This is a genomic window from Marinifilum fragile (assembly GCF_963677365.1).
GTDB classification, from domain to species: Bacteria; Bacteroidota; Bacteroidia; order Bacteroidales; family Marinifilaceae; genus Marinifilum; species Marinifilum fragile.
The window spans coordinates 2,208,867-2,223,907 of sequence record NZ_OY781962.1 but is presented as its reverse complement, the minus strand read 5'-3'; the positions used below and the strand labels follow the sequence as shown (position 1 = coordinate 2,223,907).

Below are 15,041 nucleotides of genomic sequence, written 5' to 3'. Positions count from 1 at the left end.
GCCTGCTTCAGCATGTATGTAATTACTTCTTGGAAGCAGGCCTTCTTTATAAGCAACACAATAGGCTAGTAAAGCTAAATATTCCCACAGGAACTCCCCCAATAGCGAGCATAAAAGCACGCAACACTTATTATGATAAAAGTATGGTGATTTTTATCAAAAGCAAAGATAAAAAGTAGCCCTACTAATCGATAATACAGAAAACAAACAAAACACTAGTTTAATTTAATTTTAACAACGAGATGATTAAAATTGTAAAGAAAGTTGTACAGCTATTAATGCTTTGTACATTCGGGTTATTTGCAACGCAAAGTCAGGCAACAAGCCGGAAAACTCAAAACCACGAAAAAGAGTTTACAATAAAAGGAAAGATAAAGGGGTTAACGAACGAAGAGGGAGGATACGCTTTGTTTGGCGATCAGTATCCTAATGGATATAAGAGAGTAAAAGTTAACATGAATAAAGGAAAACTTTCTTATAAAGGAACAACAGAAACACCAACCGTTATAAAATTAAGTTTTAGAAATAAGAACCTTTCAAAAACAACAACAGGTGGCGGATACATACCAACCAACGCAACAACATTAATGTGTGTAATTTACCCGGGAGCCCAAATTAAGGTATCAGGTAAAATCACCGACTTTATAGATGCATACCCTATCGATGGAGGAGAAAACGATATCCTTAAAGAGCTAAACAGTAAATTGCATCCGGTCTTAAATAAATCAGTAAATATTAGTTTAGAAATAGATAAGAATAAAGAATTAACAGCAAAAGAGGTCGCTACTCTCAAAAAAACACAAGAAGAATTAGGAACGCAGGCACAAAACATTAGAGTAGAGTTTTTAAAAAAACATGCATCATCGGTAGCAGGTTTGTGGTTAATGGAAGATATGCTTGTGCGTTCGCAAATTAAAATAGAAGAAGTAGAAGTATATCTAAAAGGAGTAGATGCAAAAAAATACGGAGAGTTATCTTACTATAAAGCGCTAAAAGATAGAGTGAAAGGATACAATTCAACCAAGATTGGAAATGTACTTAACTTTAAAACAAAAGCAACTCTTAGTGGCGAAACTTTCGATATAAAAGATCTAAGGGGTAAGTATGTCATTCTTGATTTTTGGGGAACATGGTGCGGAGCATGTGTAAAAGGAATGCCTGGATTAATGGAGTTTAGAAATGCACACAAAGATAAAGTAGAAGTAATAGCAGTAAACTGTGGCGATAGCGATGAGAGATGGAGAAAATCTAAATTTACCACAGATTATAATTGGATACATGTAAAATCGGACAAGGGTGATAATAACTTGGCAAATAAGTTTAATGTACAAGGATATCCAACAAAAATAATAGTAGATCCAAACGGAAAAATTATTAAAAGACATGTAGGCGAAACACCAGGCTTTTACGAAGAGTTAATGGAACTTATGGGTTTAGAAACTGCTGCAAAAGGCGAAAAGTTTACAATTAAAGCAACAATCGAAGGATTAAACTCTACAGAAGGATCGTACTATTTCGAACAAAAAGGAAAGGAAAGAGGAAATTGGGTTAAATTTCCAATGCAAGGAAATAAAGTAGAATATACAGGAGAGGTAAGCGAACCAACCCTAATCTATCTAAACTTTACCGATAATCGAGTTAAAAAATACTCTAATCCATACAAAACAGGCTACTTTATGTCTCAAGTATCCTTACTAGGATTTGTAGCCATGCCAAATAAAACGATTACAGCAAACGGAAATGCAACCGATTATATCGAGGCATATCCAGCAGGCGACAGAGAAAATGATTTATTGGCTGAGTTAAATAAACAAGTTCACCCTTTACTTAATAAGGTAATGAACCATTCATGTAAGCTTGGTGATAGATCATTAAGCGACGAGGATAAAAAGAAGATTGGAAAAGAAATTAACGCATTAAATGCAAAAATTTCCGAAATAAAATTGCAATTCGTAAAGGAAAATATCTCGTCGATAATCGGATTATATACAGCAACAGGACTTTTAGATAATAAGATCACAATAGACGAAGCACCAAGCTATTTTAATAAAATCTCTTCAGAGTATAAAAACTCAATGTACTATACAAAGTTGATGAAGAGATACAATCAATTATTGGAAGAAAAGAAAAATCAAGCCAATACAGCCGAGGGGAAAGATGCTCCGGAGATTGTAACAAGCGAAACCTACTCAGGAAATGAGTTCACACTAAGAAGTTTACGAGGGAAATATGTACTAATCGATTTTTGGGGAACATGGTGTGGTGCTTGTATTAAGGGAATGCCAGAGATGAAAGCATTTCACGAAAAGCATGCCAATAAATTAGAGCTTTTAGGTATTGCTGCTGAAAAAGGAGGTACTGATCGTTGGAAGTCAATGATTAAGAATAGAGGCTTTAATTGGCATCAAATTCTTAATGGGAAAGATGATAAAGACTTTGTTAAAAAGTTTGGAGTTAGTGCATTTCCAACAAAAATACTGGTGTCACCTGAAGGGAAAATTGTATTAAGATATGTAGGAGAAGATGCAGAGTTTTATAAGAAACTGTACACTCTTTTGAAATAATAATTTTAAAATAAATAAAATATCACAAGTTGATGAACTTAAAAGCAATTCTAATAGTAATTTCATTGCTGGTTCTTAGCGTTCTGGTAGGATGTGAACCTTCAAAAGAAAAAGAGTCAAAATTTGTATTAACCGGAAAAATAGAAGGGGTATCAAATAGTAAGGCATTTTTGACTAGTCATTTTGAAACTGGAGTAGTTCAAGATACCGTAGAAGTTAGCGATGGCAAATTTATATTCATAGGGAATTATGCAGAACCAACTCATGCATATTTGTCAATTGAAGGTGTTGACAATTTATTATCTTTATATGTAGAAAATGGAAATATGACAGTAACTGGAGTTGCGAAGGATTTTCGAAATGCAACAGTTACTGGAGGCAAAACCCAAGATGATATTAATGCCTATAATGCGCAAAAAAAAGCAGTTGTAGAAAAGTACAAGCCTATAGTTGCTGAGTATTATAATAAAGAGACTACAAAAGAGAGAAAGGAAGAATTAGAAGAAAAATTGGAAAGTAGAAACGCTGAATTGGGAGGGGTCGATTCAAAATTTATTAAAGAAAATCCTACATCCAATTATTCTGCTTTATTGATAAGTAACGAGATTTCAGGTAAGAGTGCGGTAGAGGCTGACAAAATATTAAATAGCTTAGACCCACAATTACAGAAAAATCCACTAATCGTTAAGCTAAAAGCGAAAAACGATAAAATGAAGTCGTTGGAAGTGGGAATGGATAAATTAATGGCGAATGCCAGCAATGTATCTTACAAGGTCGATACCAAATTTAAGGGAGCTGACTACGGAGATGTTGTTTATTTAGGTGTGTTTACAAACAATAACATTTGTGTCTTGCAAAAAGATGGAACCATTAAAATAGTAAAGCCAAATGGTAACGAAGTAAAAAGCTTGAAACCTGAATTCGAAGGCGCTGCTTCAGCTATAGCAATAGGTAAGTCAAATACCATTTATTTGTTGGCTACACTACAGAAAAAGGTTCGTAAAAAATACAGAGGAAAGTCATACGATAGAATGGTTGCCGTTGGAGTGGAATGTACTGTATTAAGCGAAAAAGGCGGACAGATTAATAAATATCGTTTACCAGAACTTAAAACAGCTACCGGAGCAAGAGTTTGCGATGGTACTCTAATGGTTGCTGACTATCAAAATAAAAACATTGTAATGTTCAATGCAAAAAGTGGAAAGAAAACGGCTTCGCTTGAAAGGTTGAGAACATGCTGTGGAATTTTGGATTTTTCGGTAAATGAGAAAAAAGAAATAATGGTTGCAAATCTGGGAGCATTTAGAGTGGAAGGATTTAACTTTGAAGGCAAACAATTATTGGCATTTGGCCAAAGAGGAAAAGAGCTAAACGATTTTCATGGATGTTGTAACCCAGTAAGTGTAAATAGCCTTTCGAACGGCGCTATTGTAACTGTGGAGAAGGATCCTACAAGAATAAAAATCTATAGTAAAGAAGGAGCGAAACAAATCGAGGGTATAGAAGAGTTGGTAACAGGATGTACATACATTCCTATGACTGTTGATGCAAATGACAACCTGTATTTGGCATCACAGGAGAAAGGAATTATAAAGTGTATATCAGTAAAATCTTAATAATTTATTAGTTTTTGATTGGAAGGAGTAGACCGATTGGGTTTGCTCCTTTTTATTTTACAGGACAATAGAATGCCATCGAATACCTATTGAGTGTATTTGATTTGAGGAGCTTCAAACAATATGCTTACCTGTATTTTGGATGCAGAATTCCTGTCGTTTCCATCTACAGTACATCATATCGGACGTCTAAAATAGCATATCCTAGTTGAAGATATATGTTACTAGGATTTGTTGACTCTAAAATGGATGAATTTGTAAATCCCCTAAAAAAACACCTATATTTGAGGCAGAAATGAACCTAAGCACTGACCATATTATAAAATTGACTCAAGGAGATGAGAGTGTATTCAATGAAATATACGATGGTATGTTTCATTCGCTTTGTTTGTTTGGTTACAAAATGATTTCTCAGGAAGATGTGGTGAGTGATGTCGTGCAGGAAGTTTTTGTAGAATTGTGGAAAAAGAGAGAACAGTTTACTACCCCTATTAAGACTAGAGCATACCTGTATACAGCGGTTCGCAATAAAATTCTTAACCATATTCGCAATAAAAGAACCGTTTCACTCGAAGGAACTCCTCGAGATGAAGAAGATGTGAATAACTACATTACGGCGGAAGAAACCTATCGATTAATCAGTGAAGCCGTTAAACACCTTCCCGAACAAACTGGCAGAGTAATCGAACTGGCTCTTAATGGTTATGGCAATCCTGAAATAGCAGAGAATCTAAATGTTTCCATTAACACAGTTAAAACCCTAAAAAAAAATGGTTACGCCAAATTAAGAGTATTACTAAAAGACCAGGTATTTGTGCTGATGATTCTTGCTGAAATATTTAAGTAGGAAAAGTAACAGTTCCCAATCTTCAAGTTCCAAGACACAAGTTCCAAGGAAGAAAGTATAAAGTGAGAAAACCTTCAGTATTTAGCTGTTGGCAATCAGATTTTATAGTCCTTCCACAAAATTGAACAAATCCTTCACTTTGTTCTTACGTTCAGGATGTCTAGTCAATTCTGTATATTGGTAGCTGATCATTCTACTGGTGCTTGAATAAGTAGCTTTCTCATTGCTTTTCTGTATTTTAGTTAGGTAATAAAACTTTTTTCAAAAAAAAATCAAACCTGAATCACCCTGTTTTTAATCTCATGAGTTATATGGGTGCAATTAAAGAAAAAGATGAAAGAATCTACCGAGAAATATATCAAGAAAGCTGAAAAGTGGTCGAAAATCATTTTAACTGATGAGGGAGAAGTAAACGATCAGGATCAGGAAGTTTTCGAATCTCTGAAAAGTGGAGCGTATGCCAATTGGAGAAAGCAGCACATACACCGTTTCGATAAAGACCATGTAAAATCGAGAGTGGATGCTGAATTGCAAATCAATAAAACAAGAAAAATTGGAATACCACAATGGTTACAGTCAGTGGCTGCAGTTTTGGTAATTGCTATGTTGGCGGCTGGCGGATATTGGATTTATTCTGATATGCAAACATTGAAAGAGAATCATTTGTTACCAGGATCTTCTATGGCCTATTTGGAGATAGACAATCAGGAAAAAATAGAACTTACCGGTAAGGATACTTTGTTGCTCTTTAAAGAGTCGAAAGCAGAGCTGGATTCGGGAAGAATTGTATATTCTTCTTCCGAAGCTCAAAACCAGAAAGTAGAATATCACAGAATAAACGTACCTCGTAATGGAGAGTTCTTTGTGGTACTATCAGATGGAACAAAGGTTTGGATAAACTCTGGTTCTCAGTTGGGATTCCATTCCAAATTTACAGGTAAACAAAGAATTGTGCATTTAGAAGGGGAAGCTTACTTTGAGGTATCCAAGAATCCTGAGCAACCATTTGTTGTGAGAACGAACAATATGGATGTAAGGGTTTTGGGAACACACTTTAATGTGAAGGCATACGAAGATGATGAATTCACCTATGCAACTCTGAATGAAGGGAAGGTGCAAGTGTTTAAGGATGAGATGAACGAAGTTCTTCAACCTGATGAACAGTTGGTTTTGAATAATAATACCAAGGCTTTCAAGAAACAGATAGTAGATGCTTCCATCTATTCTGCCTGGGTAAAAGGCAAAATGATGTTTAAGGATGAACGCTTGGAGGATATTATGAATTCCCTGTCAAGATGGTACGATGTTTCTGTTTTCTATCAAAATGAAGAATTGAAAGACAGAAGGTTCTCTATCAGCACAAATCGCTACGGCGATATACAAACTTTGTTGAATCAAATGGAATTAACGAATCGTATTCGATTTGAAATCAATAAAAATGCAATTGTAGTAAAACAGTAGGGACATGAAATAAATTACATGCTAACATAAGGCATGTCAGATTATAAATAAAAAATGGGAAAATGATACTGGAACTATCATTTCCCCTATTAGTTAAATTATATGTGTAACACAATCTAACCAGTACAAATTTATGGAAAAAAAACCAGAATGCTTCTGTTCAATAAAGCAGAAGTGGATTAAAATGTTTCGAGCTATGAAACTGACCCTAATGTTCCTTTTGGTAGGAGTTTTACAATTAAGTGCCAGTGTGCATGCCCAAAATGGTAAGCTGAATGTTCAGGTGGAGAATATGCAACTGTCTGAATTGTTATGGCAATTGCAAGAAGAATCTGGTGTGGTATTCATTTATCAGACCGATGATGTTAAAAATGTGAAAGACATATCAGTTGATATGTCGGCAGCAAGCATTACCAATATTCTGGATGAAATTCTGAAAGATACCGATCTTGATTACATTGTTGATGATGAGGTAGTCGTGATTAAAAAGAAGGAAATTGTTCCTTTGCCTGCTTTTGAGGTGAAAGAGCAGGAAAAGAAAACCATCAAAGGTAAGGTTACCGATAAAGATGGGATTCCTCTTCCAGGAGTTTCTGTTGTGATTAAAGGGAGCAATATCGGTGTTGCTACTGATATTAATGGAGAGTATTCTTTAGTTATAGACGGAGGTGAGGAAACATTGATATTTTCTTTTGTTGGTATGGAACCGCAGGAAATAAAATACAAAGGTCAATCCCAACTAGATGTTGTGCTTTTTGAAGATACAGCAACCTTAAATGAGGTTGTAATTACTGGTTATCAAACAATATCGAAAGAAAGAGCAACGGGAAGCTTTAATATTATCTCTAAGCAACAGATTGAAAAGCCTGTAACGAATATTGGAAGCAGCTTAGTAGGAAATGTTTCAGGAGTGCAGGCCACATTGGATGAAGAAGGAAATCCAACTTTTGAGATCAGAGGTAAAAGTAGCTTGTTTGCAAATGCTAATCCATTGATTGTTGTAGATGGATTCGCTATAGAAGGAGATTTCTCATCAATAAATCCAAATGATGTTGAGAGCATAACAGTTCTTAAAGATGCTGCCGCTGCATCCATTTGGGGAGCCAGATCAGCCAATGGTGTAATCGTTATTGCAACAAAAAGCGGGAAAAGTCTTAAAAAAGGGGATTTAAAAGTATCGATTAATTCATTCATCAAATATTCGCCCAAACCTGATTTAGATTATTTCCTTGATAGAGCTTCATCAGCTGATATGATAGAATATGAGAAGAGTGCCTTTGGCAAGCGTTGGATGGGTGGACAAATCTCGGATAGAGAATTATCCATTATGTCTTCAGGACAAACTCTTGGTCGAAATGCGTTAAATGAATACCGACTAGGATACTTGACGGAAGCAGATAAGGATGCACTTCTAAGTAAGTATGCTTCACAAAATAACCAAGATCAAATAAAGGATCATTTGATGAAAAATCCTTTTACTCATCAGCATAATTTGAACATTGCGTCAGCATCTGAACGATTTACTAACAGTCTTTCTTTAATGTTTGAGGAAAATCAAACCTATTTAAAGGGAAATGACAGACAAAAGATCATGGTGAATTACCGAACATCTGCCAAAGTTTTTGATTGGATGGATTTCAATTTTAATGGAATGTATTCACATAAGTCCTCTTCGAATGATGCTTCGCTATCAGAGATAAAAAAACTTGCCCCATATGATATGTTATTTGATGCAAATGGGAAAAGATCCTCGGTTGTTAATACAATTTATCAGCCAAATTTAGACAGATATTGGCCTATGGATAAATTCCCATACCCAGATTTGTCTTACAATCCGATAACAGAGATGGAAAATCGTGACTATAAATCAAAACAGACACATTCCAGATTTCAACTTGATTTGGTATTAAAACCTATTGATGGATTGAAAATCAATACTCAGGCACAGTATGAAGGCTTTAACAATTCTAATAAGAATATTCAAGGTGAAGAAACGTATGCTACCAGATATCAGATTGACTATTATACGTACTGGGATAGGGATAATGACTCATTCACAATGAATATTCCAAAAGGGGATATTTTGGATCAGAATAGATCAGAAATTCAGAGTTTTACATTAAGAAATCAAATTAACTTTGATAAGGAATTTGGAAAGCATGCGGTGAATGTTATTGCTGGTATGGAGATAAACAAAAGGGTAACCAAAAATTTCCAAGAGCCAAGAGTTTACGGTTATAATGATGATCAGCTAACAGTAGGTAATTTACCAAATGGATACGGTAGCTATACGAATCCTAACTTGTATATCTATGGTTGGACTGGATATAGAACAACAATCTATACAAATGATTTGCATGAATTTAAACATTTAACAGATAAGTATGTTTCGGCCTATTTTAATGGAGCTTATACCTATAATGATAAGTATACTTTATCTGCCAGTGCTAGAACCGATGCCTCAAATTTAATCACAGATGATCCTGATTACAGATTCTCTCCTTTCTGGTCAGTAGGAGCTGGTTGGCAAATCAACAAAGAAGGATTTATGAAAAAATTGAATTGGATAGATCGATTAAGTTTGCGTGCAACCTTTGGATATAATGGAAACGTCGACCGATCCACATCCTTTCTTCCTTTAATAAGTATGTATCCAACAAATAATCAATATACAGATGAACCTTATGCTAGCATATCAAGTTACGGGAATCCAACTTTGAGATGGGAAAAGACAGGAACCTTAGATATTGGTATTGATTATTCTCTTTTTAAAGGAAAGGTGTTTGGTAAGCTTGATTATTACCATAAAAAATCGGAAGATTTAATTGCCAGTGTATCTATTCCGAAAGTAAATGGAGTTTCATCTCAAAAAATGAATGTTGCCAATATGGTGAACAAAGGTATTGAGCTGGAAGTTGGAACCAAGTTTCCAATTCAGACTAATAAAATTAGTTTTTATGGGAATTTTAATATTGCTTACAACCTTAATAAAATTACCAAGCTTTATAAATCGAATTTTACTCATAGCGACTTATTGCCTTGGAATTCTTATAGTGGCCCTTTGCAAACAACTTATGTTGAGGGAAAAAATGCACATACGATTTATGGGTCAAAATATGCCGGACTTCATAATGATGGAACTGAATCGAATCCGAACATGCAGCCTAAAATTGTTGGTAAGGATGGAACTTTGTATGGATTTTCAACATGGCCGGCTGATAATGTTTTGAATTATGCCTATGAGCAGGGAACAACTGTAGCTCCTTGGGTAGCTGGTCTTTCGTTTGGTTTTAAAATTCATGATTTCGATATTTCATGTATCATGACAGGAAAGTTTGGGCATGTCTTTAGAAGAACTTCCTATAACTACAATGCAACGATACCCAATTCTAAACTAAGCGAGGTGCTTAATGCAGATCCAGACAAAACTTTACCTCTGCCTCAAAATGACAATGAGAGTAGATATTATTTCTGGGACAGATTCTGGAAATCATTCTCTTATTTAACCGAAAAGGCTGACCATGTTAGAATGCAGGAAATAAATTTAACTTATAACGTGCCATCTAAGCTGTTAAAGAAAACAGGATTAGAAAGAGTTAAGGTTTATACTCAGGTAAATAATGTATTTTCGATTTATGCCAATAAATTTAACGAAGATCCTGAGTTTCCGTTAGGAACATATAGGCCTTCACCAGTTTATACTTTTGGTATTAATGTTGGATTTTAATTTTAAAAAGTTGTAAAATGAAACGATATATTATCATATTAATTATAAGTGTTTTGGCCTTCGGATGTGAATCCTATCTGGATGAGGTCCCGTCAAAATCATCAAATTTACCTTTGGAGACCATTGAGCAATTGGATGCTCTATTAGGGAACTATTCTTATTTCTATCAGGAAAGAAGTAGAACAGCAGTTTTATGTACTGAGGATTGGGAAACGTCAGATGAATTATATAATGGTTTTCATGGGAGTACATTTAATTCTATGGAAATTATTCAGAATTCTACCTGGGATGTAGAATACACCCCATACGATGGCAAGTCAACTTTGTGGGGAGGAGAATATAATAAAATATTCTATGCCAATATGGTTTTGTATTACCTGGATAATGTTTCTGGTTCAGATAAAGAAAAGGCAGAGTTAAGAGCTGAAGCAAATTTAATTAAGGCCTATAGTTATTGGTTGCTTGCCAATACATTTTGTTTGCCATATAACGATAGTAATAAAAATGAGTTGGGTTTGACCTTGAAATCTTCTGTTTCTTTTGAGGAGTCTACATCAAGAAGCTCATTGCAAGAAACTTATGAGGAGATGGAGTCCTGTTTGAATGAAGCTCTAAAGGCTGAAAATACAATGACAGAAGGTGGTAAATTCAGACCATGGAGAGGAAGTATTTCTGCAGCCAGGGCTTTTGCAGCAAGATATTATTTAAGTATTGGGGATTATTCAAAAGCTTTGAATTATGCCAACGCGGCTTTAAACGATTATTCAGAATTGTTTGATTATAATACTGAGATGGAGTATTTTGAATCATCAGTTGTGGTAGATGATCAGCGTGTTACCATAAACTATCCTGAGACTTATCGTTATACAACGGCTGATATTTTGTCCTATAAAGAGTTTTATTATTCCAGAGTTTCTTATTTTCCTTATGCTTGGTATGCTCCAAGTCAAGAGTTAATGAGCTTGTATAATCAAGAATCAGATTTAAGATACAAGTACAATTTTGTAGAAGACTATTCTTATACCTTGGATAATACAGGTATTGGTTATCCTGGAGTGATGTACTTGTCAACCTATAATATACCATCAGGACCGACTACCTCGGAAATGATTTTGGTAAAGGCGGAAGCTCAGGCTCGTACAGGGGATTGGCAAGAGGCTATGAATACTTTGGAACAACTTCGTGTTAAGAGAATTGATGCCAATGTGTATGCTTCGTTAGTTGCGAATTCACAGGTGGAAGCTGTGAAATTAATCATTAAAGAAAGACGAATTGAGAGACCATTTGTATTTACATGGTATGACTATCGACGTTATAATAATAATGAAGTAGCATATGATGATGTGAATTTATCAAGAATCTTCTACCCTTATAATAGTTCAACAGTATTGAATGGGGAAGAACAGATTGAATACAAGTTGGAAAAAGGGGATAGAAGATGGGCTCGTCCGATTCCAAATACAGAAATTGAATCAAGTAATGGTGTAATTCTGCAAAATACTTATTAAATATTAACATAAAGAGCCTCTATGCTTTAATAGGGGCTCTTTAACTTGAATGACGGAGAATTTCTGTAATAAGTGTTTTGTTGCACTTAATCTTAGATGATATTGACTTTATAGCTACTAACACAAGCTTTTGATTTATAAACTAATATCATGAAAGATTCATGATTAATAATTATTACTATTCATAAACAAGAACTGAGTTTTCGATCTCTGCGGAAGTAATGATTATTTACTATAGTAGGCTCCATATCGCCTTAAAATGATAAAAAGACATGAAGATTAACAATTATTTCATATTAGCAGTTGCATTAACCGTGTTTTTAATTTCTTGCAAAAAAGAAAACAATGAAGTACACATATTTGGATCATTAAAAGGATTTAATAGTACTGTTAAAATGCAATCATATGATCCTCTCGAACATATCAAAGGAGAGGGGATAACAATCACAACAGATTCCAAGGGGTATTTTGATATCACATTTGACCTTCAATATCCAAAATATTTTCGATTGGGACGCAACCATCTCTATCTGTCTCCAGGAGATGATGTTGAAATGCATTTAGATAAAGGATATCCAGAGAAAGCTAAATTTAAAGGTACAGGATCACAGGCTTGTGATTATTTAAAATTTAAGCCATTTCCTAAAGGAGGAAGTTATCTTGAGGCTGGACGTATGTTCCAAACAACAGGGCTTGACTTTGATAAAATTAAATCTCAAATAGAAAAATGTTCAGCGGAAGATGTAAAGCGATTGTCAACTTATTCAAGTTTAAGTGAACAATTTATTGCATTGGAAAAAGTTCGTATTGACTTAAATAGTGCTAATAGTTTTAAAAGCTTACTAACTTATGCTGGAGTTTATCAACGGAAATATAAAGTAACTGATTTATCAGAATTAGAGACTAAGTCTAATTTGGAAACTAAGAAATATCTGGATGAGATTAGTTTAAATTCTCAGTTTTTACAATTAGAAGAGTTTACTGGTTTTATACGAAATTTAAAAGAACTATATGGAGAGGATAATGTTCCGCAAGAAATAAAAGATTTTTCAACAGCTTATAGTTTGGTACGATACCTTTCATCAGTAGGCCCCACACAAAAGTTTTTAGATTACAAGAATGAAAATTATCCCAAATTAAGAGTTGGAAAGTATATTGACTTGGTCGATAGCTCTATGGAGGAATTTAAAAACTTATTACCAGGAAATAAAGCTCCAAAATTAATCTTTGAGAATAAACAAGGTGAGAAGAAAGATTTATCCGATTTTAAGGGAAAACCATTGGTGATTGATATTTGGGCTACTTGGTGTGGTCCATGTATTGGTGAGACTCCGCACTTTGAGAAACTCAATGAAAAATATGGTAATAAGATTCAATTTATAAGCATCAGTATTGATGATAACAAAAAGAAATGGGAAAACTATTTGAATAAGCATGAGCATAAAATTCCTCAATTCTTAAGTATGCGTGCCAACTTTGAGGAGTATAGATTAAGTGGAGTACCTCGTTTTATTGTTCTTGATAAAGACGGAAATATTATTGATGCGTGGGCAGCTAAACCATCAACAGGAGAACTTGAAAAGTTAATTAATAAGCACATTTAAATATTTGGGGATATAGTAGTTGTAGAGTACAATTTTTTAGTGTGCTCTAAATTATTACACTTGGAATTAACTAAAAATAAATCAATTGAAAATGCATCATATCATTAAAGTATTAATCCCAGTAGTTTTCCTACTTGTTTGTATAAGCTCTTGTAAGCAGCAAGAAAAACGAGAAAAACAATTTGAATTATATGGTACCATCAAGGGACTAAATGAAGGAAAGGTAATACTGTGTGCTGTGGATAGAGGAATTTATATCAGAGATACTTTTCCAATTGTGAATGAACAATTCACAATTAAGCGAACAATACCTAAAAAAATAACCTCATATCTCGAAGTATTGGGACATAGACCTGCAGTTGAACTGTATCTGGAAAATGACTCGATTACTTTACAGGCGCAGATCCTCAATCTACAAGATGCGAAGATTTCTGGTTCAAAATTGCAGGAAGAGTACAATTGTTATAAGGTGTTATTACGCCCTTTAAAGCAAAAACAAAGAAAAACGAGATGGATTTTTAATGGATTGGAAATTAAAACAGACAAAGATCGAGCGAAATTTGAGGAGGACATGAAATTGATTAACTCTGAAATTAATCATGCTCACTCACAGTATATAATGAAATATCCAGGCTCTTATCACTCAACTGTTTTGCTCAAGAAGAAGTTTTTTGGAGCTAGTGCAAAGCAAATGCAGGCCTGTTTAGATACATTACCAGAATTGTTAACGAAGCAGCCAGAGGTGCAGGAAATACAAAAGAAGGTAGAGCAAATGTTAACAGTTGAAAAAGGTGTTAAAGAAATCATATCGGAAGCAAGTAATGTTATTTATAAGGTGGATCAGTCTTATAAGGGAAGCGATTTAAAAGATATTATCTATTTGGCTGCTTATAAGAATAATGATTTGTGTGCGTTGCGCAAAAATGGGCAAATTCAAATCATCGCCTCTGATGGAAAGATCAAAAAGGCTTTTAAACCTGAGATTAAGGGAAGGCCATCTTCTTTAGCTGTTGACGAATTAGGTAACATCTACATGTGCTCTGCTCAAATTAAGAAAGTAAAAAAGAAGATTAGAGGTAAGGTCATAGAAAGAGAAACTACCGAAGGTGTTGTTTGTACAGTATTTGATATTGCAGGAAAAACCATCAATGAGTTTTCTTTTCCGGAGATGAATGCAGCTTCAGGGATAAGAGTTTTTAAGAATCAAATAATTATCTCTGATTGCATGAAGGCGAAAATTACAATGTTTGATAAGAAAACTGGAAGTAAATTATCTGAAATGGAAAATATGCGTCCTTGTTGTGGTATTCTTGACTTTAGCATTACGGCTAAAAATCAGATTATAGTTGCCAATTTGGGAGCTTTTCGTGTTCAGGGCTACGATATGTCAGGTAAGAGCATATTGGCGTTCGGACAAAGAGGAAAATCTCTAAATGATTTTCATGGATGTTGTAATCCGGTAAGTGTTGCCTCCTTATCAAACGGAGCAATAGTAACTGTAGAGAAAGATCCAACAAGAATTAAAATTTATAGTAAGGATGGGGCCAAACAAATTGAAGGAATAGAAGAATTGGTGAAAGGTTGCTCTTATATTCCTATGATTGTTGATTCGAAAGACAACCTGTATTTGGCATCGCAGGAGAAAGGAATTATAAAGTGTATATCAGTAAAGTCTTAAGAGTTTATTAGTTTTTGATTGGGAGGAGCAGACCGA

Annotated in this window: 8 protein-coding genes; all 8 read left to right on the top strand. The window is 34.5% G+C overall.

Translation table 11 applies throughout. The annotated features are described in order from the left end of the window. Nucleotides 1-242 precede the first annotated feature (242 nt). The 8 genes from ACKPCA_RS08770 (at nt 243) to ACKPCA_RS08735 (ending at nt 15,005) form a co-directional block, all read left to right on the top strand. Nucleotides 243-2,564 carry a TlpA family protein disulfide reductase gene (locus ACKPCA_RS08770; RefSeq protein WP_321282490.1) on the top strand — a complete coding sequence of 774 codons (2,322 nt, stop codon included), beginning with the start codon at nt 243-245 and terminating at the stop codon, nt 2,562-2,564. Between the two features lie 32 nt (nt 2,565-2,596). Further along, complete coding sequence (locus ACKPCA_RS08765) at nt 2,597-4,180, top strand: DUF4369 domain-containing protein (RefSeq protein WP_321282489.1); 1,584 nt, start codon at nt 2,597-2,599, stop codon at nt 4,178-4,180. A gap of 295 nt (nt 4,181-4,475) precedes the next feature. Then, nucleotides 4,476-5,027: an RNA polymerase sigma factor gene (locus ACKPCA_RS08760; RefSeq protein WP_054717496.1), complete on the top strand. Its 552-nt coding sequence runs from the start codon at nt 4,476-4,478 to the stop codon at nt 5,025-5,027. Nucleotides 5,028-5,360: 333 nt separating this feature from the next. Further along, the gene (locus ACKPCA_RS08755; protein ID WP_321282488.1) at nt 5,361-6,488 is read left to right on the top strand and encodes a FecR family protein; all 1,128 of its coding nucleotides are present in this window, start codon (nt 5,361-5,363) and stop codon (nt 6,486-6,488) included. 196 nt (nt 6,489-6,684) lie between these two features. Beyond that, nucleotides 6,685-10,215, top strand: a complete 3,531-nt coding sequence (locus ACKPCA_RS08750) for a SusC/RagA family TonB-linked outer membrane protein (protein ID WP_321282487.1) — start codon at nt 6,685-6,687, stop codon at nt 10,213-10,215. A gap of 17 nt (nt 10,216-10,232) precedes the next feature. Further along, on the top strand, nt 10,233-11,723 hold the full coding sequence (locus ACKPCA_RS08745) for a RagB/SusD family nutrient uptake outer membrane protein (protein WP_321282486.1): 1,491 nt from the start codon (nt 10,233-10,235) through the stop codon (nt 11,721-11,723). A 272-nt stretch (nt 11,724-11,995) separates the two neighbouring features. Continuing rightward, nucleotides 11,996-13,327, top strand: coding sequence for a TlpA family protein disulfide reductase (locus ACKPCA_RS08740; RefSeq protein ID WP_321282485.1), 1,332 nt, complete (start codon nt 11,996-11,998; stop codon nt 13,325-13,327). 91 nt (nt 13,328-13,418) lie between these two features. Further along, on the top strand, nt 13,419-15,005 hold the full coding sequence (locus ACKPCA_RS08735; protein WP_321282484.1) for a DUF4369 domain-containing protein: 1,587 nt from the start codon (nt 13,419-13,421) through the stop codon (nt 15,003-15,005). Nucleotides 15,006-15,041 lie beyond the last annotated feature (36 nt).